A 22,669-nucleotide genomic window follows, 5' to 3' on the forward strand; every position below is an offset into this window, starting at 1 on the left:
TTACGTTAGAGTGGTTTACCGCCAGGAACTTGAACCGGAGAGCGCCTTGACCGACGTGCAGACACGAGACGAAGAAGCAGAGCGTCAGCATCTGGCCGAAACGGTGCGTCTGCTGGCAACGGAACTGGAACGGGTCATCGATACCATCGACAACTCGGCCAGTGCCATCCAGGGGCACAAGGAGCACATGTGGGCGCACTGGCGTGACATGGACGGTGTCGAGAAGGCCAACGTCCGCGTTGAGGTCAACACGTCAGTCGCTCTGGCCGAGCACGCGGTGATGGTGAAGAAGCGGATCCAGCGGCTGCTGAATTCGCCCTACTTCGGCCGGGTCGACTTCCGTGCGATCGGCGAGGCGGACGCCCGGGCCCACTACATCGGCGTTCACAGCTTCTCCGATCCCAAGACACGGGAGATCGTGGTACACGACTGGCGTGCTCCTGTCTCCAGCCTCTACTACGACTTCGAGTCGGGGAAGGCATCCTTCGAGACTCCCCAGGGCGTGACCGACGGGGAGATCACCGCGAAGCGCCAGTACAAGATCCAGGACGGTCGCCTGGAGTACATGTTCGAAAGCGCGCTCAACATCGGCGACGACGTGCTGCAGCGGGAGCTGAGCCAGTCGGCCGATGACAAGATGAAGAACATCGTGGCGACGATCCAGCGGGAACAGAACGCGGTGATTCGCAACGAGACGGCGCAGGTGCTGATCCTGCAAGGTGTGGCGGGCTCTGGCAAGACCTCGATCGCCCTGCACCGGGTGGCGTTTCTGCTCTACCGGTTCAAGGACACCCTGTCGTCTGACAACGTGATGATCCTCTCGCCGAACAAGGTCTTCGGCGACTACATCGCCAACGTGCTGCCCGAGTTGGGCGAGGAGCAGATCGCGGAAATCGACTTCAACACGATCGCCGCGAGGTTCCTGGCCAAAATCACGGAATTCGAGACCTTCAGCGAGCAGGTGGCGAAACTGCTCGACCACGTCGACGAAGCGGCGGCCGAGCGCATGCGCTACAAGGCCACGCCAGAATTCGTCACCACTCTGGACGCATGGATCACCGCGCGACCGGACGAAGACTTCGTACCGGTCGAGGTCATGCACAAGAACCGACGACTCGCCGCAAGGTGGGTCGCGGCCACCTTCAACGAATCGCCGACCCTGCCGATCTTCACCCGACTCGACCTCCTGGCCAACACCGCTGTCCACCTACTCAAGCAGCAGGTACTGGACAGCGGTGGCAAGTGGACAGCCGGCGACACCTCCAGTGTCCGCAAGCAGATCCTGTCCATGTTCCCCTACAAGGACGCGCTCGCCATGTACAAGGCCTTCTACTCCGACCCCGCCCGCCGCGGCCTGTTCAAGCCGCTCGGTCGGAAGAAGATCGAGTACGCCGACGTGTTCCCGCTGATCTACACCATGATCAGAACGGCTCGCCAGGAAAGCTACGGCCACATCCGGCACCTGCTCATCGACGAGATGCAGGACTACACGCCCATCCAGTACGCCGTGGTACGCGAGGTGTTCCCCTGCCGGATGACGATCCTGGGCGACTCCAACCAGTCGGTCAACCCGTTCAGCTCCTCCACACCCTCGACGATCCACAGCATCTTCCCGGCAGCCGACCGTCTGGAGCTACGCAAGAGCTACCGATCCACCACAGAGATCACGGAATTCGCCCAACGCATCTCAAGGAACGACAAGACCATCCCGATCGAGCGCCACGGCCAACCACCCCAGCTCGTGGCCTGCGCCGACCAGCACGACCAGCAGGCGCAGATCCTGGCCCTCATCGAGCAGCACCAACACAGCGAACACCGCTCACTCGGCATCATCTGCAAGACCACCGCCCAAGCGCAAGCGCTCCACCGCGTCCTGTCCGAAGCCGGCGTCGAGCTGACGTTCCTCGACTACGACAGCACCGAATTCGCCGGCGGCATCATCATCACCACAGCACACATCTCCAAAGGCCTGGAATTCGACACCGTGATCGTCCCGCACGTCACCGACACGAACTACGCCAACGAGATGGACAGATGCATGCTCTACATCGCCTGCACCAGAGCCATGCACGAGCTGCACCTCACCCACCACGGGCCCGTCACACGCTTCCTGACATTCGCCGTCGAACCCGAGAGCGATCCCACCGAAACCTTATACACAAGCACTTCTGCCGCCGGCGCCGATGTGGGCTGATCCGACGGCGAGTAGCGCCGCCCTGCCGTATTACGGGCGGCGGCCCGGACGGGGTGAGACGAAGCCTCCCACATTGAGTGTGGTGACGTCGGTGGTCACACCCCGGCTCGCCGTTACGAGGGTCGGCTTCGGCTGCCCACGCCACCTCAGCCCTTCCCGATCGGACATCTCGCCCCCACCACGCCATCAGATCAGCCGTGCCGCAATCAGATGCACGGGCACATGATCGTCACCTCCAACCATCCGTCTCCAGCCGGCCGTGCCGCCCTGCCCACGCCACGGCGTCGACCCAGCTGAGCACCGACCGCGACACCTCCGCAGCTCGCCGACGTGCGCGGCGAGCAGCGGTAGCTCTTCCTATGGGTGCCGTTTGTTCTGCCGTTCGCGGTTGACGTCGGCTTCCATCGGTCGCCGTCGGTTACCGACCAGTCAACCGGTCGACCACTCCCGGGACCGCCTCGCCGGCCGGAAAGGCGTCGTCGAGCAGCGCCACTCCGTCCTGCGGATGTGCGCGCTTCAGCAGGGCTGAGCGGTCACGCCGCTTCTCGGCGCGGTCGACGCCCATGGCCTGGTTGCGGTGCTCCTCCAGCGCCGGGTCACACTGCCCGTCCCGGTTGAACGACCACATCAGCATGGGCTCGCCCAGCGGCAGAGGGTCTCCCGGGCCAGCGTCCAGGCGCCCGGTGTGCCAGGTGTGCCACGTCTTGCCGTAGCTGTTCATCAGCATCGCCATCAGCGCCCGCTCCGCCGCCTCGGGCAGCCCGGGAGCGATCAGCGAACCGCCGAGCACCTCGTAGTTGTGCGGGTGCCAGTAGCGTCGCTCGTCCTCGGGCAGCGTCTCGTACAGCCGCTCCGAGAGGATGTACTCGATACCGATCAGGTTCGCCTCCGAGGTGTTGCCGTCGAACAGCACGCACTGCAGGAAGTCGTCGTTGACCTGCCGGCAGTAGTGGTGCGCCTCCATCTGCATCGACGGGTCGTCCTTGGCCGGGTGAAACCCGACCACGTACGCGTCGAAGCCCTTGAGTGGGGCGTTGTCCTGCAACGCCTTGGAACCGAGAGACAGGCCCTGGTGCCACAGGCTGGTCGACTGCCCCGGTGGCTGTAGCGGGCTCGCACGCCGATTCATCTGCGCCTCCTCTACTGCTCGTCGGCGGCGGCCTCGGTACGGCCGTCCCGGATGGCGGTCGGTTCCAGGTGCTCATCAGGCTGTGGAGCCTGGGCTACGGTGTGGTGCGGATCGCCGTCCGGGGAGAACAGGACCCGGTCGGTCTTCGGGGTCTTCTCCCGGCTCTCGTCCGGTTCGGTCATGGCGCTGTCCCTTCGGCGGAGCTTCCTCAACGCTATGCCCGAGGTCCGCCGCACGAATCCCAATCGCGCCAACCCACCGCCACCGCACCGACGTTTCCGAGACTCCGTCGTCGACGCCTGCCCACCGTGGACGCGACAGACAGGTCTGGATACCGGTTCCCAGAACGGTGGCCGGCGCGCACCGGGCGCAACGACGCGACAGCCGCCTGACGACGTCGGCGTCCGGACAGATCGCGCGGGTGCATGCGGCTGGCCCGATCAGGACGCCGATGCTCCTGGTAGCTTGATCGACGCGGGCTTGGGCCACGTCTCGGACCGTGCGATGGGAGTTGTGCCCCGCCGGGGTATCCCACCGGTCGGCGGTCCGCGCCGTGCTCAGGTTTTGGGCGTCCGGGCGGCCCGGTCGACGAGGGCTTGGGCCACGTCGCGGACCTTGCGGTTGGAGTCCTGCGACACCTTGGCGAGGATGTCGAAAGCCTCGGTGGCGGTGCAGCGATGCTCGGCCATGAGGATGCCCTTGGCCTGCTCGATGACCGCGCGACTGGCCATCGCCTCCTGCATCTGCCGGGCGAGGGTGGCGGTGCTGTCGTAGAGGTGCGCGTTGGCCAGGGCGACGGCGGCGTACGCGGCGAAGGTCTGCAGCACGCCGATCATGTCGTCGTCGACGGCGTGCGGGGTGCTGGCGTAGACGTTGAGTGCGCCGACGACCGCCTCCTGGATGGGCAGACCGATCGACACGGAGCGGCCCAAGCCGGCCTGTTTCCCTTGTCGGGCCCAATCCGGCCACCGGTCGTCGGCGGCGAGGTCGGGTACGGGGATGACGTCGCCACTGGCCGAGGCCTCAAGGCAGGGGCCGCGGCCTTGCGCGTACTGCCGCTCGTCCATATCTCGGGCCAGGTCGTCGGTGAACGCCGCGGTGTGTCCCGTGCCGCGCGCACGAGCGTCACCGAGACTTCCACCGGGGCGTTCAGGGCACGTTTGGCCAGTTCGGCGACGCGTTGCAGGACGTCGTCGAGGCCGGTCTCGCCGAGCTTGATGCGGCCTAGTTCGGCGAAGGCGTCGGCGGGGTCCGTCAGTTGGTGAGTCATGGTGCCAGGTCCTCACGATCGGCACGCCGGCACGCCATCATGAGGGAGGAACGAGGGCGCGCGCGGATGGCAGCCCACACGTCGCGGGCTGCTGCACGGACCCACCGGTGGCAGAGCCGGGACCAACGCCGGATGGTCGACGCCGATTCGCCACACCCGGACACGGCGGGTGGTGGCTACAGGCCCCTGACTATACTCCGCTCCCTTCGCGCCGGCGCGTCTCCACCACTCCGCGCGGAGTACAACGTCCGCGCTCGCGGCACTCTGCCGACTGCTGGCGCACGATCAGACCAGTCATGGACCGCCCGGGCCTGCGGCCTGTCGCCCGGGTCGGGAGCACCGTCGTTGGCGGAGGCAGGCCCAGGGCTCCTGCGGACGAAGGCTGATCCCCTCTGCCGGACGCCGCGGCACCGACGTTTGGGCGGGCGCACTTCTTGACCCGACTACCTGCGTACCCCCCGGGAGCTGGGCGCACACCTGACCGCCGTCGTGGGTCGCCGCCGGCAGGATCGAGTAGAGCGTTGGCATGGTCGGCCGGGGCGGGGGTAGGTGGACATGCGCCCGAGACAAGGTTGAGGTGGGACATGGCGGGATCGTGGTTGCTGGGCCCGGACGCCGGCGCTCAGGACAAGCCGCCGACGGCGGTGCTGGTGGCGGTACGCGACGGCGACGGCGCGGCCGACAGCGGACCGGGCTCGCCGACCTCGCTGACCGAGCTACGCCGGCTCGCTGCCACCGACGGTCTGACCGTCGCTGACGAGATGGTGCAGAGCCGACCCCACCCTGACCCGGCCACCTACGTCGGCTCCGGCAAGGTCGACGAACTGGCGGCGCTTGCCGAACGGGCCCACGCCGACCTGGTGATCGCCGACGGCGAACTCACCCCCGGCCAGGTCCGTAACCTGGAGAAGCGGATCGGGGTGCGGGTGGTCGACCGCACCGCGTTGATCCTTGACATCTTCGCCGAACACGCCCGCACCAGCGAGGGCCGGGACCAGGTGGAGCTGGCGCAGATCGCCTACCAGTTGCCCCGCCTACGCGGCGGTGGCCGGGCGATGTCGCGGGTCGGCGGTGGCCGGACGGCCGGCGGCGCCGGCATGGGCGTGCGGGGTCCTGGTGAGATGCGGTTGGAGACCCAACGCCGCACGCTGCGGCAGCGAGCGACACGCTTGCGCCGCAACGCCTCCGAACTCGCCCGGCGCCGTGAGCGCACCCGCAACCGGCGGGCCCGCAACCAGGTGCCTTCGGTGTCGATCACCGGCTACACCAATGCCGGCAAGTCGGCGCTGCTCAACCGGCTGACCGGTGCCGACGCACAAGTGCAGGACGTACTGTTCGCCACCCTGGACCCGACCGTCCGCAGGATCAGCACCGGTGAGCTGACCTACACCGTCACCGACACGGTCGGCTTCGTACGGCACCTGCCGCACCAGCTCGTCGACGCGTTCCGCTCGACGCTGGAGGAGGTCACCCGCAGCGACCTCGCCCTGCACGTGGTCGACGCCTCCGCCCCCGACGCGCTGGACCAGATCACCACCGTGCACGGCGTGTTGCACGAGATCGGCGCGAGCGACGTACCCGAGCTCCTGGTTCTCAACAAAGTTGACGTAGCGCCGCCGGGGTCGGTCGACGCGCTCTGCCGGGTTCATCCCGACGCCGTCCCGGTCTCGGCGCGCACCGGTGCCGGCATCGACCACCTTCGCGTTGAGCTCGCACGGCGGCTGGGTCACCACTGACCCGAGGCGTCCGGTTTCGCATCGGCCTGGTGGGGGATATCAGAGGCACCGTCTTCGATGGAGGTAACGATGGTCAACCGGTCCCGCTCGGGCAGCACGACCGCAGCCAAACACCCCGTCCGTACCGCCGCCCAGGTCGTCGGTGTGGTCTTCGTGCTGGTCGGCGTCCTCGGGTTCATCCCTGGCATCACCAGCAACTACGACACCATGCAGTTCGCCGGGCACGAGTCCGAGGCCAAACTGCTCGGACTGTTCCAGGTCTCGATCCTGCACAACCTCGTCCACCTCGGCTTCGGCGTCGCCGGACTCGCGCTGGCCCGCACCGTTGCCGGTGCCCGTACTTATCTCGTCGCCGGCGGTGCCGTCTACCTCGTGCTCTGGCTCTACGGACTGGTCATCGACCACCAGAGCGGAGCCAACTTCGTACCGCTCAACAACGCCGACAACTGGCTGCACCTGTTCCTCGGCCTCGGCATGATCGCCCTCGGGCTCGCGCTGAGCCGTGGCCGCGCCGAACGTCGCTGATTCTCGGACACGCCCATCCCGCATCATCGGAGCCCGCCCATCGGTCGGCAGCTGGAGAAGTCGGTCGGCTCGAATCTGTAGCCGAGACGATGCCATCTGATGCCGGCGCCACGCCGCGACCACGTCGTCGTGCGCGTGGCGCCGGTCCCACTGGGCCGACGGTGGCTGTGCGAATTCGGCGGTGTGTGGATAGCTCCCGGGCCAAGATCCATCCGGACCGGGTCCTGCCCAACCTGCCCACTGCCGTCACCTATGGCTTGGCGGCGTTGGCGACCAAGGCCTCTGCCACCTCGCGCAGCTTGCGATTGGTGTCTTGGGAGATCTTCGCCAACAGCGTGAACGCCTCGTCGGCCGAGCACCGCCGCTCACCCATGATGATGCCCTTGGCCTGCTCTATCACGGCCCGGCTGCGCATCGCCTCCTGCATCTGCCGGGCCAGTACGGCGGTGCTGTCGTAGAGGTGCGCGTTGGCCAGCGCGACGGCGGCATAGGCGGCGAACTGCTCCGCCAACTCGATTGCCGAGTGTCGAAGGCATGCGTCGAGGTGGCGTACAGATTGAGCGCCCCGGTGACCGCCTCCTGGATGGGCAGCCCGATCGACAGCGAGCTGCCGATTCCCGCCGTCCGTGCCCGCGCCGCCCACTCCGGCCCCACCGCTGTTCGTCGGACAGGTCGGGAAGGGACACGCTGACGGCGCTTACCGCGGCGTCGAGGCATGGGCCGTCGTCACGCGGGTACTGCCATTCGTCGAGTTGACGGGCCAGGTCGCTGGTGTAGGCGATGGCCCGGTTCGCGCCGGACTGGATCAGTGCGACCGAGACATGCCTGCTGCCTGGGACAGTTCGGTTGGCCAGCTCGGCCACGCGTGTGACCACATCGCTGAGCTCGACCTCGTCGAGCCGGATCCGGCCCAGTTCGGCGAGGGCTGCGCCGGGCTCCGTCCGTGGGGCGTCCATGCGTGGGTCCTGTCGGGTGGGGTCGGCGAAATGTGTCGCTGCACCAACGTACCCAGGGTTGGCGGGCTGGACAGCGACCTGATGTGCGATACCCACCCGATGGGCGTATCTTGGGTCCGGGTCAAGACACGTGCCCTCCCGCGCTCCCGGTGATGACGGCCGGGGAGCGTCGTCGAACCGCAAGGTGGGAGCGTCATGTCACAGGAATTGCCCAGTGTCGGCTGTCACCACGTCCTGACCGCCGCCGGAACGTCCCGGCCGGACGAGCCGATCATGTGGCTGAGCTGCGAGGTCAGCAGAGACATCACCCAGGTTGCCGTGGCCGGTGAGATCGACCTGAGTAACGCTCATCTCCTGGCGGAGCTAGTGGAGAATGTCGTCGCGGCGAAGGCTCCGCTCGTGGCAGTGGATCTTTCGGCCGTCACCTTCTTCGGCGCGTACGGCACCGACGCACTGCTACGAGCGCGTCGGCAACTGACCGAACGCGGCGCACGGTTGACGCTCTGCCATCTCTCGCCGGCGGTCCGTCGCGTCCTCGACGTGACAGGCACGCTCACCGAGTTCGAGGTGGTCGAACGGACGTCGACCAGTCCCGCCAGCAGAGGGCCGGCACGTCGCGTCATTCCGGTCGGTACCGGGTCGTAAAGTTGTCCGTTACTGGCGTCCCGGTCGGGCGTCAGGAACGAGCGTCAATAAGCGGCGCCGGTCCCGATCCGACGGATCGGGCATCGGTCCGCGACTGCGGGCCGTCCCGCCACCCGCCGTTCCACCCCTAGGTCGACGGCGCTTCGTACAAGAACGTCACACCTCATGCCGCAGGCCCACCCCGACCTCGCCGTAGCCTTGATCAGACTCGGGCGGATCAAGTACGACGAGGTCGACCTCGACGTGGTGTTGTCAACCATCGCTCAGGTCGCCAAGGATACGGTCCCCGGCACCGCCGAGGCCTCGGCACCCTGGTCCAGGGTGTCGAGGCGTACACCGCCGCGTACACGGGTGGTCTGGCGTTGACGCTGGACCAGTGGCAGTACGAGCATGGTCGCGGCCCGTGCCTGGACGCCGCGACCACCGGTGCCGTCATGTCGGTCCCTGACATGACAGCGGAGAGCCGCTGGCCGGAGTGGGCGGGTCGCGCCCGTGAGGCGGGGGCCGTCAGTTCCCTGTCGATCGGCCTGCCCATCCAGGAGGCGATGGTAGGCGCGCTCAACATCTACGGCGCAGCACCGGGTGTTTTCGACGACCACGTCGAACTCGCCCAGACGCTGGCCGGATACGCCGCCATCGCGCTGGCCAACGTCCACCTCTACGAAAGCACCGCCACCCTGGCTCAGCAGATGCAGGAGGCATTGCAGAGCCGGGCGGTGATCGAGCAGGCCAAGGGCATCATCATGGGGCAGCGCCGGTGTTCGGCCGAGGAGGCGTTCGCGATCCTGGCCCGGGTGTCGCAGGATTCCAACCGAAAGCTGCGGCAGGTCGCCGAGTCACTGGTTGACCGGGCGGTGAACGGCGGCCGTGACTGGGCCAAAGTCGCACCGCCTGACCGGTTGCCTTGACCACATGTAGGGGCACACTGTGCGGCGCAACGGTGCCGCTCGTTTGACAGGCCCGTGCCCGTGATGCGTCCTGGGAGTGATCGTTACGTCCGTGGGTAGATGGTCGATGTCGGACTGCTGCGGTGCGGGAGGTGCGATGGTCGGGCGTAGAACCTTCCGGGACGCCGTGGTGGTGATCACGGGGGCGTCGAGCGGAATCGGGCGGGCGACCGCGTTGGCGTTCGCTGCCGAAGGGGCCAGGTTGGTACTTGCCTCGCGAAGCCAAGAGGCGCTTGGGGGAGTGGAACACGACTGCCTTGCGCGCGGTGGGCAGGTGCTGGTGGTGCCGACCGACATCGCTGATCCTGAGGCGGTGGAGCGGTTGGTCCGGCTGGCGGTGCAGCGGTTTGGGCAGATCGACGTCTGGGTCGAAGCGGCGGCGGTCGGCATTGCCGGACCGCTGGGCTCTGAAGCGGTGGATGAGATTCGTCGGCTGGTCGACACCAACGTGTTCGGGACCGTGCTGTGCGCCCGTGCCGCGCTGGCTCGGTTTCAATCTCAGGGCAGCGGGGTGCTCGTGCTCGTCGGGTCGTTGCTGTCACTGTTCCCAAACCCGCTGGTCCCGCTCTACTCCATGACCAAGTTTGCCATCAGGGGGCTGGCCTTGAATCTTCGGCAGCAGGTCGCCGGTCATCCCCGGATACGGGTCGGTCTTGTGTTGCCCGGGCCGGTCGACACGCCGTTCTTCGAGCGGGCCGCCAACCATTCGGGTCGTCAACTGCGCGCTATCCCGCCTGCCTCCGCACCGGAGCGTCTCGCCGCCACGATCCTTGCGTGTGCCCGTCGCCCACGCAGGCAGGTCACAACGGGTGTGGTGTCACACCTGGCGCTGGCTGCCCATCGACTGGCACCGCGTGCCGCCGAGTCGTTAGTTGCCCGATGGAGTGCAGCGTTCTTGACCAAGTCGGCCGCAGCTGCGCCCCGGTCGGGATCGCTGTTCGATCCGCCATCGACCGGGGCGGTGCACGGCGGGTACCGCCGCAGCCGGATCCGCCGCCGGATCGGCGAGTGGCTGGGGGCCGCCCAAGCGAACCCGGGCGGGCCGAGCCCACGTTGACCGTCACGTCGTCCCGGTGACCGGCCGGAGGACGGTGCCGGCGCTCTCGGGCTGGTCCGTGAGCAGGGCCGTCCCGTCCTCGCTGACCGACCAGCTTCGGTAGGCCAGACCTGCGTGAGACGTTGGCGTGAAGGCACATCGCTCGTAGCGAGGTGGTCGGGGGATCCTGGGTAGCAGATCAGGCCCGGCGACGGGCGTCACGCCTGGTTGACCGGCTGCCTGGAGAGGGTGCGGGTAGAGGCCGACCGTTTTCTGCCTGCATCAGGCGTCACCGGGCGTCACCGAAGCGGACTGCATGTGGTGACCTCCACCTTCGCGAGAACATTCGGCATTACCCACTACCCACCTGGCGGTGTTGGGCACGGGATGTTGCTGGTCCACGGCGACGGCCGTTGGCACCGTCCCCGGCTCGGCAGATGCTGCCGGCGGCCGGTGGCGAACAGGTCTGGGACTGGCCGTTCGTGGGAGCTGGTTCATCGGCGGCGGTTCAGCGGATCTCAGCTGACTTGGGTGGTTCACTGCCAAGAGGATCCGATTCGGATGGTTCTTCGCCCAGACTTCGGGTAGGAGCAGCTACACCCCCACCGATTTGGAGAACTTGATGTTCAATCCACTGGACCACAAGGGCATCCCCTTGGAGAGTCAGATCCGCAATTGGCGCGAACTCGACGTTGAGCCGATCGATCCTGAGGCGGTCGATCCATACACCCGGTGCCGGATCATCACGATGAACGGCATCGAGGTCGAGGCGATCAACTTCCAGCATCAGTTCGCCCGCAACTGCCCGGATCAGGAGGTCCGTCGGCGGTTGGCCTACGTGCGGTACGTGGAGAGCCAGCAGCAGCGGGTGGTGAACTGGCTGCTCCCCGGGGTGGCGAGTGTGCTGGAGACGACGCTCGGTTACGAACAGGTGGCCGTCGATCTCACCGCCTGGGTTGCCCGGCACGAGCCTGACCCGTACCTCAAGCAGGCGTACGAGTTCGGGGTGCTGGAGGACTTCGATCACCTGTACCGCTACGCCAACCTGTACGAGATGGTGGAGCGGCGTAAGGCCGAGAAGATCGTGGACGGACTCACCGAGGTCATGCCCGGGCGGCCCACCGTACAGGAGCACCGACATCCGTTCGACGAGGTGCGTACCCCGTACGACCGCAACTCGGTGGACCCGCGCTCCAAGCTGAACGCGTTGACGATCCTCTCTGCCGAACAGCAGGTGATGTTCTATTACATGAACGTCGGCCCGCAGTACATGGAGCCGATCGCGCGCCAGCTCTACCAGGAGATCAGCCTGATCGAGCAGGAGCACGTCACCCACTACGAGTCGCTGCTGGATCCGGGTGAGAACTGGTGGGAGCGGCTGCTCACCCACGAGTACAACGAGTGCTGGTTGTACTACTCCTTCCTGCAGCAGGAGAGCGACCCGAAGGTCAAGGCCGTCTGGGAGCTGCACCTGCAGATGGAACTGGCCCATCTGCAGCAGGCCGCCGACCTACTGCGCCGGCACGACGGCCGCGAGCCCGAAGAAATCGTCGGCAGCGCCGGTCTGCCCGAGCCGCTGACCTTCGAGCCGAACAAGGAGTACCTGCGGCACCTGCTGGCGGAGACAGTCGACATGACCAAGCTCGGCGAGGGCTACGTCAGCGAGGCGCACGAGCGCTTCGAGTGGATGCAGCAGCAGCTGCACGACGGTCAGCAGCCACCCAGCGAACAGGTCATCGACATGCACCGCGAGCGCTTCGGCGACGAGTACCGCATCGAGACCGAAGGACCGCACCCGGTGCAGCGCCTGCGCGCCCAGGGAGGCAGCCATGCCTGACACCGACGCCCCGGCCACCCCCGGACCGCAGGAGGACGTGGTCGACCTGCTGCTGGCCCAGCACGCCCGCATCGAGCAGCTTTTCCTCCTGGTCATCGGCGGCACCGGTGACACCCGGCGGGACGCCTTCGACGACCTGGTCAAACTGTTGGCCGCGCACGAGACCGCTGAGGAGGAGGTCGTTCACCCGCTCGCCCGCTCTCTGCCCGGTGGGGGCGGCGACGCGATGGTCGACGAGCGCCTCGACGAGGAACGACAGGCCAAGGAGACTCTTCAGACCCTGATCGCCGCCGGCGTCGACGCCGACGGCTTCGACACCGGCATCATCCTGCTCCGCGACGCCGTACTCGCCCACGCCCGCCACGAGGAACGCTACGAGTTCCCCCTGCTGCGCCAACATGTCCCGGCTGACCGGCTGCGTGCCCTGGCCGCCGCCGTCCGCGTCGCAGAGGCCAGCGCACCGACCCGACCGCACCCCAGCGCCCAGACGGCCAAGGGGAACCTGGCCGCCGGGCCTGTTCTGGCGGTCATTGATCGGGTCCGCGACGCGATCCGGAAGCCTTCAGAAAGGTGACAGGTTCGAGCTCGGCAGGAGTCAAACAACATCCGGCGTCACCGGGGCTCCTTGGTCGACCAGGTGTCCGGATGTCACTTCGATGTTCAGGGAATCGTGCCGATGAGGCCCGCCAGAGCTTGATCTAGGAGGCGACTCGATGCGAGCAATGGTCTATCGCGGGCCGTACCGAATCCGGGTGGAGGAGAAGGACCGCCCACCGATCGAACATCCCAACGATGCGATCGTGCGGGTGACGCGAGCGGCGATCTGCGGGTCGGACCTGCACCTCTACCACGGGATGATGCCCGACACCCGAGTCGGGATGACCTTCGGCCACGAGTTCATCGGTGCGATCGACGAGGTGGGCCCGTCGGTGCGGAACGTGAAGCCGAACGACCGGGTGATGGTCCCCTTCAACGTCTTCTGCGGGTCGTGCTTTTACTGCGCCCGGGGGCTGTTCAGCAACTGCCACAACGTCAACCCCAACGCCACGGCGGTGGGCGGCATCTACGGCTACTCCCACACCTGCGGCGGCTACGACGGCGGCCAGGCCGAGTACGTCCGGGTACCCTTCGCCGACGTCGGCCCGAGCATCATTCCCGAGTGGCTGGACGACGACGACGCCGTCCTGCTGACCGACGCACTCGCCACCGGATACTTCGGGGCACAGCTCGGCGAGATCGTCGAAGGTGACGTCGTGGTGGTCTTCGGCGCCGGGCCGGTGGGGCTGTACGCCGCGAAGTCGGCCTGGCTCATGGGCGCCGGTCGGGTCATCGTCGTCGACCACCTCGACTACCGGCTGGCCAAGGCGGCCTCGTTCGCCCATGCCGAGACCTGCAACTTCGCCGAGTACGACGACATCGTCGTCCAGCTCAAGAAGATCACCGACCACCTCGGTGCCGACGATGTGTTCCAGCGGGATCCGGTGCGCCGGGACGGGTCTCAGTCCGACCTTGATCACGCTGCGCCGGCTGGCGGTCCAGAAGGGTACGGCCGCTACCTGGAGGTTGTGGAGACGCTGCGCTCGCGCACGTCGGTCATGACGAACCGGCTGCGGGGCAGCGTGGGTATGCGGCGCAGCGAGATGGTGAGGTCCTGCTCGGGCACCGTGTAGTCCAGTCGCGCCAACCAGCCGGTGAAGGCCGACAGCAGGGCCACGGTGACATCCTCGCCCGGGCGTCGGTGCCCAGTGGTCGGGTCGGCCCCGCCCTGTGGGATGAGGGCGTAGGGGTCGGGCGAGCGCCCGACAAAGCGCTGTGGGTCGAACCGGTACGGGTCCGGCCACAGCCCCGGGTCGTGGTTCTGGCCGTGGATGTCGAGCAGGACCAGTGAACCGGCGGGAACGTGCTGGCCCTGCCAGGTCAGGTCGCTGACCGCCCGGCCACCAACGAACGGCGCGAACGGGTAGAAGCGGCGGACCTAGTGGGCGAACGCGGTCGCGTAGCCGGCGCGTAGGCGGTCGCGCTGCTCGGGCCAGCGGTGCAGGGCGTGCGCCGTGAACGCGACGAACCAGGACACCGCGACGGTGGGACGGATGATGTTGAGCAACTCCACCGCGGCGAGCTTGCCGTCCATGAGTTGCCCGTCGCGGTGGCGGTGTCCGGTGATCTCGTCGAGTGCGGACCCGGCGGGCGCGGTGACGGCACCGGCGCGGACCTGCTCGACCAGTGCGGTCAGCCAGTCCTCCCGCCGCCTGCGGGCGCGCCGCGCCCGCCAGTGTCGCGGCCCGAGGGTGGCGAAACCGTCGACCATGGCGGTCAGGTCGCGGGCCACGGGTGCCACTCCGGCGTCGTCCAGGTCGATGCCGGCCCAGCCGCAGACCCCCTTGGTGATCACGCGGCTCGCCTCGTCGAAGAGCACCATCTGTCGCCCGTCGCCGCTCATTGCGAGTGCGTCGTCCCAGGCCGCGGCCACCTGTTCGACCAGCGCGGCGACGCCGCAGGGGTCGGTGAGCAGGGACAGGAACATCGCCTTGCGGTGGCGGTGGTCCGCGCCGTCGAGCGTGTGCACGGCCCGGTGGCCGAACAAAGTTCCCTGGACCGGCTCCGGAACGGCCGTGTGTCGACGCACGTGCCGCTCGTCGTAGAAGAACTGCACCGCATCAGGCCCGCGCAGCACGAGCGCCCGCTGGCCCATCACCCGGGTCTGCACGGTGGATCCGCCTACCCGCCGCAGCAGCGCCGGCAGCCAGGCGTAGCCGTCGAGCATCAACCCGAGGGGTGTCGTCCAGGTATGGTGGGCGCGGGTCCGTCATGGGCAGGCAGTGCCCGCTGCACCCGCCACGAAACCTGCCCGAGCGTGCTGCGGACGTATCGTCGTCGCTGTCCCGCCCTCTGTCGTCCGAAGGGCCGCGTCTTGTCCGGGAACGAAGCTGGTGGCTCCCCCGACGGCCCCATCAAGCGCGGGCTGAGAAGCACCGTCGGCAGGGAGAGCACGACCTTCGGCTTCTCCATCCTGGTCACGGCCAACTTCGGACTGCTGAACGCGATGGAAGGCTCGCCGGGTATTGCACACATCTTCCTCTTCGCCATCGGTGCGGTGCTGTCGTTCACCCTGCTCGAAGGGCTTCTCTCCTGCGGTTTCCGCAGGCCGATGCCGCAACACCACACCCATGTTCAAGCGGTGGGCACGAGCATGAACATCCTCTCCGTGGTCGGCGGTCTCGGCTGCGCCTGGCTGGCCGCGACGTGGATCGCCCACTCTGTTGTTTGGTCGGTGGCGCCGTTTCTTGCCGCTGTCGTCTACTTGGTCTTCGAAAGCCTCGAGACCGCACTCGGCGAACGACTACTCAAGGCGGCCGAAGATCCCGAGGCCGACGACGTATCTCCCTGAGGTCCCGACAGCGCACGCAGTGACAACCCTCGGACGGCTCGGCTGGCTGTCTTCTCGCCCATCCGCCCTTGCCGAGGACGTAGAGCGACGTACCGTCGGGGCAACGTGGCCGCCACGATCCGGGGGCGCAGGGCCTGTGCGTCGCCCGCGGCCAGCGTCAGGAGGATGGGCTCAGGTGCCAGGTGAGGTGACGTTCACCGCGTCCGGCGTGCGGCCGTACCCGGTGGCCGGGGCACCGTTGCTCTGTGACGCGCGGGAACACGGCATGACCGGCGACGGTACGACCAACGACCAGCCGGCGCTGGCCGCGTTGGTTGACCGCCTCGGAGACGCGTTCGCCGCCGACGGACGGGCGCGGGTGATCCACTGCCCACCGGGTGTATACGCCATCCGGGATGCCGGCACGGTCTGGCGCCGCCACCGGCTTCGGTTGCGACTTCCTGCAGGATTGCCTGGTCGAGGCGGTCCGGGTGCTCGATTGCGGCCGGCTGGACAACGGACTGGAGATGGGCGGGGCGGGCATCGGCATCGGCATCGGCGGTTGGGGGCCGATGGAACGGCTGACCATCGCCAACTGTGTTGCGGTCGGCAACGCCACCAACGGCATCTTCCTGGAGATGCAACATGCCGACCGGCCGCAGCCGAGGGGCATCAGGATCGTCGGTTGCCACGCCGAGGCCAACCGTTTCGGCATCTCCGACTGGGGTGCCGACGGGCTCGTGGTGACCGGCTGCACGATGACCGGGAATCTGGAGGCGGGCTTCCAGGTCTCGGCGAAGGGCACCACCGGCATCCCCGGCAAGGGCGGCATGCTCACCGACTGCGTACTGGACGGCAATCTGCGGGATGGGATGAACATCGGCAACACCGCCGGCCCCTACACGGTGCGCGGCAACCGGATCACCGGCAACGGCCGTTACGGCTACCACCACCAGGACCTCGGCGACGGGGACCAAACGTCGGCGGTCGGAGCCGCGGCCGGGGAGGTCGTCATCGAGAGCAACGACGTCTGGGGCAACAGCCTCGACGGCATCCGATTCGACCGGCCACTGCGCGACGCGGTCATCATCAACAACCGGATCCGCAACAACGGCCGCCAGTGCGCCCCTGCCGCCTCCGGGTGTGGCGAGTCCGTCCGCTACACGGAGAACCTTCTCGTCGACCAGCACGCGACCTGGCCGGCCGACGGTCACCGAGGCAAGGTGCTGCGCGTCGGCAAACGGTACGCCGTGGTGGCTGCCAACGACGCCACCACCCTCGTTCTCGCCCCGATCCGACCCGGTATCACCAGCGCCTGGAGCGCCGACACGCCCCCACCCGGAACCGCGTACGAGTTGCCGGCTGCTCCGGACAGCCGTGCGGGAATCACCGTCAACGCCACCACCGACTCGGTCACCATCCGGGGCAACCTGATCCGCGACAGTGGCTCGGGCACCCAGACCCACGGGATCTGGATCACTGACCGCGGCAGTTGCGTCAACTGCCGCGTCGTCGAGAACGACCTGGACGGTAACGGCGTCGCCATTCGGACCGACGCCGAGGTGGTGGGTGGCCACTGGGAGGGCAATCACGGCAACGAGTGAGGCAGGGTTCGTCGAGGGCCGGGACCTCCGGCGACCAACTGCCGTACGTGAGGGGCAGCCGAGGGTGTGAGGGGCGATCGGGGAACCGGTTCCGAGCCGGAAGTCGCGCGGGCGTTCGACCGGGTGGTCGAGGAGGGCGCGGTCCGGCTGGCCCGCCCGTGGATCCCTCTCGTGGTCACCGGGGTCCTCGGCGGCATCGACGTCGGGACCGGCGCGCTGGCCTACTTGCTGGTCGAGCAGGCCACCGGTCAGCCGCTGCTCGCCGGGCTCGCCTTCGGCATCGGCTTCGTGGCGCTGCTGCTGGCCCGCAGCGAGCTGTTCACCGAGAACTTCCTGGTACCGGTGACGGCGGTAGCCGCCGGACGCAACACGCCCGGCTCGCTGCTGCGGCTGTGGAGCGTGACCCTGGTCGGCAACCTGCTCGGCGGCTGGCTGTTGGCCTGGCTCATCATCCGCGCCTTCCCCGGCCTGCACGACACCGCGATCGGGACCGGCACCACTACGCCACCCTCGGCGTCAACCTGCGCTCCTTCACCCTGGCCGTGCTCGCCGGCATGGTGATCACCCTGATGACCCGGATGCAGCACGCCACCGAAAGCCTCGGCGTACGCTTGGTGCCGGCGCTGCTGTTCGGCGCGCTGCTCGCTGGCGGGCAACTCTTCCACAGCGTCCTCGACTCGATCATGATGTTCGCCGCGCTGGCCACCGGCCGCGCGCCCTTCGGCTACCTCGACTGGCTGGGTGCCCTCGGCTGGTCCGTGCTGGGTAACATCGTCGGCAGCATCGGCCTTGTCACCGCACTCCGGCTGGCCCGGGTGTCTCGGGAGATCGCCGTCGAGCGGTCCCGCCAGCGGTGACTGCATTGCACCGTCCAGTTTCCGGTGGGTTTCAGATGCAGGCGGATTAGTCGTCGTGCACCAGAGTGCGAGCTGCTTCGTGCAGCGACTTCGGCTGTTCTTCGTGCCTGACGGTTGACGCGCCGTCAATTGGGCAGGACCTCCAGTGGCCGAAATCAGAGCCGGACGCGCTGTTAGGCGTGGCACCAGAGGGAGGACGGGTCATGGGTGATTCTTCGACGCAGCGGCCGTTCGCGGTGGTGACCGGGGCATCGAGCGGTATCGGGTTTGAGCTGGCCCGGCAGTTCGTCCAACACGGGTACGACGTCGTAATGGCCGCAGAGGACGCGGAACTGGACGTCGCTGCGACGAGCCTGCGGCGGGACAGCAGTGCGACGGTGACGGCGGCCCGGGTGGACCTTGCCAAGCCGGAGGGCGTCGAGCGGCTCTACCAGGAGATCAGTGATACCGGCCGGCCGGTGGACGCCGTCGCGTTGAACGCCGGAGTGGGACAGGGTGGTGATTTCGCCCGGCAGACCGATCTGAGCGATGAACTGGTCATTATCGATCTCAACTGTCGCTCCACCGTGCATCTCGCCAAGCGGATAGTGCCCGATCTACTGCGACGGGGGAGTGGCAGGGTGCTGTTCACCTCGTCGATCGCGTCTACCATGCCGGGGACGTATCAGGCGGTCTACAACGCGTCGAAGTCGTTTGTGCAGTCGTTCGCGGAGGCGCTTCGGGAGGAACTCAAGGACACCGGGATCACCGTGACCTCGCTGATGCCGGGCCCGACCGACACAGAGTTCTTCGAGCGGGCCGACTTGGAAGACACCAAGCTGGCCGAGAGGAAGGATGATCCGGCCGAGGTGGCCCGTCAGGGTTTCGAGGCCATGATGAACGGCGATGCGAAGGTGGTGGCCGGCTCCCTGATGAACAAGGTCCAGGCGGTGGGCGGAAGGCTGATCCCCGATGCGGTCAAGGCCAAGTTGCACGGGGAGGTGGCGAGGCCAGGTTCTGCGAGCTGATGAGCGGTTCCTGTGAGCAGGATTAAACTCCGGGTGTCGCGTTACGTAGCCGTCGCCCGTTGCGACGAGAGTGTGCCGCTGACGCGTTAAGGACGGCCGGCATCGTGGGTTGGTTTGCAGGGCCATGGACGTCGCGTAGCGTGGGCTCGGCACCGTCCAGCTGGGGAGTGTCCGCTGTCTGCTCCCGCACCATCTGAACCGAAGAGCCTGCCCGACTCGGCTGCGCCGCAGGCAGGCACCCGACCGTGGCCGTTGTGGCTGGTGCTAGCTACGGTGGTGGTCACTTACGGCGCGGGTGCCTCACTGGCCTTCCTCGGTTTCGGGGCGCCGTCGATCGTTGTGTTGTTTCTGCCGGCCGGTGTCACACTGTCGGCCCTGGTCCTGAATCCACGCAACAGGTGGCCTTGGATCCTGGCGGCGGTGGCTGTCACCGAGGTCGTGGTGGACGTGTCACATGGCATGTCGCCGAGTTGGGTATGGGGATACGCGCTGGCCAACACAGCCGAGCCGTTGGTCGGTGCGCTGCTGCTACGCCGCTATGTTCCGGGAGACGTCGATCTTCTTCGCCGCCGGGACCTTCTCGCGTTTCTGGGCTGTGCTGTCGGCACCGGGCCGTTAGTCGGTGCCGCGATCGGCGCCACGCAGCTTGCGCTGAGCACGGACCTGCCATGGCCCCAGTCATTTGTGTCGTTCTGGGCAGGTGACGCCACCGGCGTGTTGTTCGTCGCCGGCTGTGTGCTGGCGTGGCACAGCCCAGCTCGTGGCCGACCTGAGCCGGCGCGGTGGGCGTCGGATGTCGGGCTGACCACACTCATCACGGTTGCCGGGTTCTGGCCCCAGGATCTGCCGCTGTTCTATCTGCCGATCCCGGTGCTGTTCGGGTTGGCGTTCAGCCAGCCGCTGCCGGTCACGCTCACCGCCGGCATGGCCGCCACGGTGACGGCGAACTTGATGACCAGCATCGGCCACGGCCCCTGGGCGGCACTGGATACCTCGGACCAGTGGAGGACGCTGACGTTACAGGCGTTCCTGGCCACCACGATCCTCGGTGCCTGGATTCTCTCGGTGGCGATGGCGGAGCGGGACGGTGCCCGCCGGGACACGTCGGTGGAGCGGGCGGCTCGGATGCGTCTGCACGCGTTGCAGGTTCTGACGACGGACTTGGCTAGGGCCCCCACGTCGGAGGCCATCGCGCAGGCCATCGTACGAGAGGGCATCGGTCTGCTTGCCGACCACGGCAGCGCGGCGATCGTCGTGCCCGACACCGCGGAGGTGGCCGTGTGGACCACGGCGGGCGGCTCGGCGGACCTGGTGGACCGGCATCGGAGGGTGCCGCTGAAAGCGGCGACGCCGGACACCGACGCGATCCGTTGCGGGCAGCCGGTGATCCATCGAACTCAGCAGGAGGTGCTGGCCGCTTACCCACATCTGGCGCACGCATACCGGACACTCGACATCCACAGCAGCGTGTGTGTGCCGATCCGCGGTGAAGACCCGGAGATTCTGGGCTCGCTGACGTTCAGTTTCCGCCGCGACCACGGTGTCGATACTGATGTGCTCTCTTTCGCTGACACGTTGGCCAGCCTAAGCGGGCAGGCGCTGCGCCGGGCGCGCACCTACGAGCGGGAGATAGACGCCGCACATCAACTGCAGCGTGCCATGCTGCCCGCGGTGACCAGCGCGTTGGCCGGTGTCCAGGTGAGCGCGGAGTACCGGCCCGCCGACCTATCCCATTTGGTGGGTGGGGATTGGTACGACGTGTTCACCCTGCCCGGTGGCCGGATCGGGTTCGCCGTGGGCGACGTGGTCGGGCATCATGTCACGGCGGCTGCGGCGATGGCCCGGCTGCAATCGGCGCTGCGGATCGTCGCGCAGACCGCGCACGGCCCTGCCCAGGTGCTTCAGAGCCTGGATCGGGCCAGCACCGTCATCGCCGACTCGCTGATGACCACCGTCGGGTTCGCCGACTACGACCCGGGCACCCGACTGCTGCGCTACGCCTGCGCCGGACACCCACCGCCGTTGCTGGTCGAAGATGACGCCGCTCGGTACCTGTGGGACGGGCGGTCTATGCCCCTGGGCGTCGGCGAGGCCAAGCGTTCGCAGGGTGAGTGCGTCCTCACGGAGCCGGCTGTCCTGGTCTGGTACACCGACGGACTGGTCGAACGTCACGACGAGCACATCACCGTATCCATGCAACGACTCGCCGACGCCGCCGAACAACACGGCCCGGACGATCCGCAAGCGCTGTGCCGCCACCTGATCCGACACATGATCGGCGACGACATACTCGGCGACGACACCGCCATCCTGTGCGTCCGGCTCACCGACGGGGCGCAGACCGGGCAGGCAGGGGCTGCGGCGACCGGTCTGCCCGCTCCTGGGACCCTGGGGGCACTGGATGAATCTGCACAGAGCCCGCTCACCGACATCGCGGCTCCGCAGCCACGACACCGCTCGCGCGGCCGGGAAGCACACCCGTGAGCGCCAGTAATCGCATCGGGTACGAGCTGCGTTATGGGCAGGCACGTGTCCCGACCAGCACCTTCAGCCAGGGCCGCCCGCGCAGGTGATTGACACTGTGATGCGTGCCGAAGATCCTGACAGGGCTGATCGCCGCTGACTCCCACTCCCGGAAGGGCCTGCGCCTGCCATGTCAGACTTTCAGGTGCGTACCGCGACGGAGGCGGACAGGATCGTCGTGTCCGTGGCGGGTGAGTGCGACCTGCGCCATCGCGACGAATTGAGCGCCCTGTTGCATACGGCGGTACAGGCCACCTCGTTGGTCGTGGTGGACTTGGCAGCGGTGCGGTTTCTGGACTCCAGTGGTCTGCACGCGCTTGTCACCGCTCGGCAAGCGGCGCGTCAACGCGCCGGAAACGTGTACGTCGTCAATGCCACGGGAACGGTCGCCAGGGTCTTGGAGATGACCGGTTTACTGCCACTCCTTCAGCCACCCCCGCCGTCTGACAGCGACCCCGCCCTCCCACCGGAACCCATGTGACCGGCTACCGACACGAGACGATGCACAACGCACGAGTGGTCGCTTACGGCGATGTCGCCGATCTGCCCCTGGTCCGCGCCTTCGTGCGGAAACAGGCACACCGCCTCGGCTTGCCAGTGGACCCGGTTGAGGCACTGGCGGTAGCCGTCAGCGAACTGGTCACCAACACTCTGCAGCACACCACCGCCGGCGGGCAGGTCCGGATCTGGGCTGACGACGCCTTCGTGTACTGCGATGTCAGCGACAGCGGTGCGATGCGCACCTTCGGTCGAGCCATGCCAGCAGCGGATGCCGAACGCGGACGGGGCCTTGCCATCGTGGAACGGCTCTGCGATGGCGTCACCGCGTTCAGCGAACTGGGCAGCACCGTGGTCCGTCTTCGTTTCGTAAGGCGGCCTTCGGCGGCACCGACGTAAGACATCGGCAGTGCCCGGGTTGCCGCCGACGGCCCGGATCGCCTCGTCAGTGCTCGACCGGGTCCCGGGTGAGGCAGAGCAGGGCGATGTCGTCGCGTCGTGGCGACGGACCGACGTCGCTGGCCAGGATGTGGTCCAG

At 67.6% G+C, this 22,669-nt stretch carries 18 protein-coding genes and 5 pseudogenes; 17 read left to right on the top strand and 6 right to left on the bottom strand.

What is annotated here, in order from left to right:
* Nucleotides 1–55: 55 nt before the first annotated feature.
* A complete protein-coding gene (locus tag ACFY2A_RS28995; RefSeq protein ID WP_387176351.1) occupies nucleotides 56–2,194 on the top strand; it encodes a HelD family protein in 2,139 nt (712 codons plus the stop codon).
* A gap of 418 nt (nucleotides 2,195–2,612) precedes the next feature.
* On the opposite strand, the gene ACFY2A_RS29000 is transcribed toward ACFY2A_RS28995, so the two are convergent.
* The 3 genes and pseudogenes from ACFY2A_RS29000 to ACFY2A_RS29010 form a co-directional block, all read right to left on the bottom strand.
* Nucleotides 2,613–3,323: an OBAP family protein gene (locus tag ACFY2A_RS29000; RefSeq protein WP_387176319.1), complete on the bottom strand. Its 711-nt coding sequence runs from the start codon at nucleotides 3,321–3,323 to the stop codon at nucleotides 2,613–2,615.
* An 11-nt stretch (nucleotides 3,324–3,334) separates the two neighbouring features.
* Nucleotides 3,335–3,505 (bottom strand): hypothetical protein, encoded by a 171-nt coding sequence (locus ACFY2A_RS29005; RefSeq protein ID WP_387176321.1) that lies wholly within the window; start codon nucleotides 3,503–3,505, stop codon nucleotides 3,335–3,337.
* Nucleotides 3,506–3,880: 375 nt separating this feature from the next.
* Nucleotides 3,881–4,593, bottom strand: a pseudogene (locus tag ACFY2A_RS29010) (GAF and ANTAR domain-containing protein).
* A gap of 584 nt (nucleotides 4,594–5,177) precedes the next feature.
* On the opposite strand from ACFY2A_RS29010, the gene hflX reads away from it, so the two are divergent.
* Together hflX and ACFY2A_RS29020 are read left to right on the top strand one after the other, a co-directional pair.
* Complete coding sequence (gene hflX, locus ACFY2A_RS29015) at nucleotides 5,178–6,329, top strand: GTPase HflX (protein WP_387176323.1); 1,152 nt, start codon at nucleotides 5,178–5,180, stop codon at nucleotides 6,327–6,329.
* Between the two features lie 69 nt (nucleotides 6,330–6,398).
* Nucleotides 6,399–6,854 (top strand): DUF4383 domain-containing protein, encoded by a 456-nt coding sequence (locus tag ACFY2A_RS29020; protein WP_387176325.1) that lies wholly within the window; start codon nucleotides 6,399–6,401, stop codon nucleotides 6,852–6,854.
* A gap of 250 nt (nucleotides 6,855–7,104) precedes the next feature.
* Here the strand turns inward: ACFY2A_RS29020 and ACFY2A_RS29025 are convergent.
* Nucleotides 7,105–7,810: pseudogene (locus ACFY2A_RS29025) on the bottom strand (GAF and ANTAR domain-containing protein).
* Between the two features lie 195 nt (nucleotides 7,811–8,005).
* Here ACFY2A_RS29025 and ACFY2A_RS29030 point away from each other — a divergent pair.
* The 6 genes and pseudogenes from ACFY2A_RS29030 (at nucleotide 8,006) to ACFY2A_RS29055 (ending at nucleotide 13,945) form a co-directional block, all read left to right on the top strand.
* Nucleotides 8,006–8,455, top strand: coding sequence for an STAS domain-containing protein (locus ACFY2A_RS29030; protein ID WP_387176327.1), 450 nt, complete (start codon nucleotides 8,006–8,008; stop codon nucleotides 8,453–8,455).
* A 165-nt stretch (nucleotides 8,456–8,620) separates the two neighbouring features.
* Nucleotides 8,621–9,363, top strand: a pseudogene (locus ACFY2A_RS29035) (GAF and ANTAR domain-containing protein).
* 136 nt (nucleotides 9,364–9,499) lie between these two features.
* On the top strand, nucleotides 9,500–10,459 hold the full coding sequence (locus ACFY2A_RS29040) for an SDR family NAD(P)-dependent oxidoreductase (RefSeq protein WP_387176329.1): 960 nt from the start codon (nucleotides 9,500–9,502) through the stop codon (nucleotides 10,457–10,459).
* Nucleotides 10,460–11,060: 601 nt separating this feature from the next.
* Nucleotides 11,061–12,275 carry a hypothetical protein gene (locus tag ACFY2A_RS29045; RefSeq protein ID WP_387176331.1) on the top strand — a complete coding sequence of 405 codons (1,215 nt, stop codon included), beginning with the start codon at nucleotides 11,061–11,063 and terminating at the stop codon, nucleotides 12,273–12,275.
* Nucleotides 12,268–12,849 carry a hemerythrin domain-containing protein gene (locus tag ACFY2A_RS29050; RefSeq protein ID WP_387176333.1) on the top strand — a complete coding sequence of 194 codons (582 nt, stop codon included), beginning with the start codon at nucleotides 12,268–12,270 and terminating at the stop codon, nucleotides 12,847–12,849. Before ACFY2A_RS29045 ends, ACFY2A_RS29050 begins: the two co-directional genes overlap by 8 nt.
* Before the next feature lie 139 nt (nucleotides 12,850–12,988).
* Nucleotides 12,989–13,945: an alcohol dehydrogenase catalytic domain-containing protein gene (locus ACFY2A_RS29055; RefSeq protein ID WP_387176335.1), complete on the top strand. Its 957-nt coding sequence runs from the start codon at nucleotides 12,989–12,991 to the stop codon at nucleotides 13,943–13,945.
* Here the strand turns inward: ACFY2A_RS29055 and ACFY2A_RS29060 are convergent.
* Together ACFY2A_RS29060 and ACFY2A_RS29065 are read right to left on the bottom strand one after the other, a co-directional pair.
* Nucleotides 13,828–14,232, bottom strand: a pseudogene (locus ACFY2A_RS29060) (cytochrome P450); the annotation flags it as partial. The gene ACFY2A_RS29055 and the pseudogene ACFY2A_RS29060 overlap by 118 nt on opposite strands.
* Nucleotides 14,233–14,250: 18 nt before the next feature.
* A complete protein-coding gene (locus ACFY2A_RS29065) occupies nucleotides 14,251–15,039 on the bottom strand; it encodes a hypothetical protein (protein ID WP_387176337.1) in 789 nt (262 codons plus the stop codon).
* Nucleotides 15,040–15,186: 147 nt separating this feature from the next.
* Here ACFY2A_RS29065 and ACFY2A_RS29070 point away from each other — a divergent pair, with 147 nt between their 5' ends.
* The 8 genes and pseudogenes from ACFY2A_RS29070 (at nucleotide 15,187) to ACFY2A_RS29105 (ending at nucleotide 22,530) form a co-directional block, all read left to right on the top strand.
* Nucleotides 15,187–15,663 (top strand): hypothetical protein, encoded by a 477-nt coding sequence (locus ACFY2A_RS29070; RefSeq protein ID WP_387176339.1) that lies wholly within the window; start codon nucleotides 15,187–15,189, stop codon nucleotides 15,661–15,663.
* Between the two features lie 223 nt (nucleotides 15,664–15,886).
* Nucleotides 15,887–17,246, top strand: a pseudogene (locus ACFY2A_RS29075) (right-handed parallel beta-helix repeat-containing protein).
* Between the two features lie 66 nt (nucleotides 17,247–17,312).
* On the top strand, nucleotides 17,313–17,807 hold the full coding sequence (locus tag ACFY2A_RS29080; RefSeq protein WP_387176341.1) for a formate/nitrite transporter family protein: 495 nt from the start codon (nucleotides 17,313–17,315) through the stop codon (nucleotides 17,805–17,807).
* Nucleotides 17,801–18,103, top strand: coding sequence for a hypothetical protein (locus ACFY2A_RS29085; protein WP_387176343.1), 303 nt, complete (start codon nucleotides 17,801–17,803; stop codon nucleotides 18,101–18,103). Before ACFY2A_RS29080 ends, ACFY2A_RS29085 begins: the two co-directional genes overlap by 7 nt.
* A 203-nt stretch (nucleotides 18,104–18,306) precedes the next feature.
* A complete protein-coding gene (locus tag ACFY2A_RS29090) occupies nucleotides 18,307–19,110 on the top strand; it encodes an SDR family NAD(P)-dependent oxidoreductase (RefSeq protein WP_387176345.1) in 804 nt (267 codons plus the stop codon).
* Nucleotides 19,111–19,386: 276 nt separating this feature from the next.
* Entirely contained in the window at nucleotides 19,387–21,594 is a 2,208-nt protein-coding gene (locus tag ACFY2A_RS29095; RefSeq protein WP_387176353.1) for a SpoIIE family protein phosphatase, read from the top strand.
* Nucleotides 21,595–21,763: 169 nt separating this feature from the next.
* The gene (locus tag ACFY2A_RS29100) at nucleotides 21,764–22,114 is read left to right on the top strand and encodes an STAS domain-containing protein (RefSeq protein ID WP_387176347.1); all 351 of its coding nucleotides are present in this window, start codon (nucleotides 21,764–21,766) and stop codon (nucleotides 22,112–22,114) included.
* Nucleotides 22,111–22,530, top strand: coding sequence for an ATP-binding protein (locus tag ACFY2A_RS29105; protein ID WP_387176349.1), 420 nt, complete (start codon nucleotides 22,111–22,113; stop codon nucleotides 22,528–22,530). The genes ACFY2A_RS29100 and ACFY2A_RS29105 overlap by 4 nt, the downstream gene beginning before the upstream one ends.
* Nucleotides 22,531–22,669 lie beyond the last annotated feature (139 nt).

Origin of the sequence: Micromonospora sp. NPDC000442 (assembly GCF_042898635.1) — a bacterium.
Classification (GTDB): domain Bacteria; phylum Actinomycetota; class Actinomycetes; order Mycobacteriales; family Micromonosporaceae; genus Micromonospora.

Bases quoted from the DNA above. Each gene is read 5' to 3' on its own strand.
- ACFY2A_RS29000 (WP_387176319.1), bottom strand. From the start codon at position 3,323: ATGAATCGGCGTGCGAGCCCGCTACAGCCACCGGGGCAGTCGACCAGC.
- ACFY2A_RS29005 (WP_387176321.1), bottom strand. From the start codon at position 3,505: ATGACCGAACCGGACGAGAGCCGGGAGAAGACCCCGAAGACCGACCGG.
- hflX (WP_387176323.1), top strand. From the start codon at position 5,178: ATGGCGGGATCGTGGTTGCTGGGCCCGGACGCCGGCGCTCAGGACAAG.
- ACFY2A_RS29020 (WP_387176325.1), top strand. From the start codon at position 6,399: ATGGTCAACCGGTCCCGCTCGGGCAGCACGACCGCAGCCAAACACCCC.
- ACFY2A_RS29030 (WP_387176327.1), top strand. From the start codon at position 8,006: ATGTCACAGGAATTGCCCAGTGTCGGCTGTCACCACGTCCTGACCGCC.
- ACFY2A_RS29040 (WP_387176329.1), top strand. From the start codon at position 9,500: ATGGTCGGGCGTAGAACCTTCCGGGACGCCGTGGTGGTGATCACGGGG.
- ACFY2A_RS29045 (WP_387176331.1), top strand. From the start codon at position 11,061: ATGTTCAATCCACTGGACCACAAGGGCATCCCCTTGGAGAGTCAGATC.
- ACFY2A_RS29050 (WP_387176333.1), top strand. From the start codon at position 12,268: ATGCCTGACACCGACGCCCCGGCCACCCCCGGACCGCAGGAGGACGTG.
- ACFY2A_RS29055 (WP_387176335.1), top strand. From the start codon at position 12,989: ATGCGAGCAATGGTCTATCGCGGGCCGTACCGAATCCGGGTGGAGGAG.
- ACFY2A_RS29065 (WP_387176337.1), bottom strand. From the start codon at position 15,039: ATGCTCGACGGCTACGCCTGGCTGCCGGCGCTGCTGCGGCGGGTAGGC.
- ACFY2A_RS29085 (WP_387176343.1), top strand. From the start codon at position 17,801: ATGGTGATCACCCTGATGACCCGGATGCAGCACGCCACCGAAAGCCTC.
- ACFY2A_RS29090 (WP_387176345.1), top strand. From the start codon at position 18,307: ATGGGTGATTCTTCGACGCAGCGGCCGTTCGCGGTGGTGACCGGGGCA.
- ACFY2A_RS29100 (WP_387176347.1), top strand. From the start codon at position 21,764: ATGTCAGACTTTCAGGTGCGTACCGCGACGGAGGCGGACAGGATCGTC.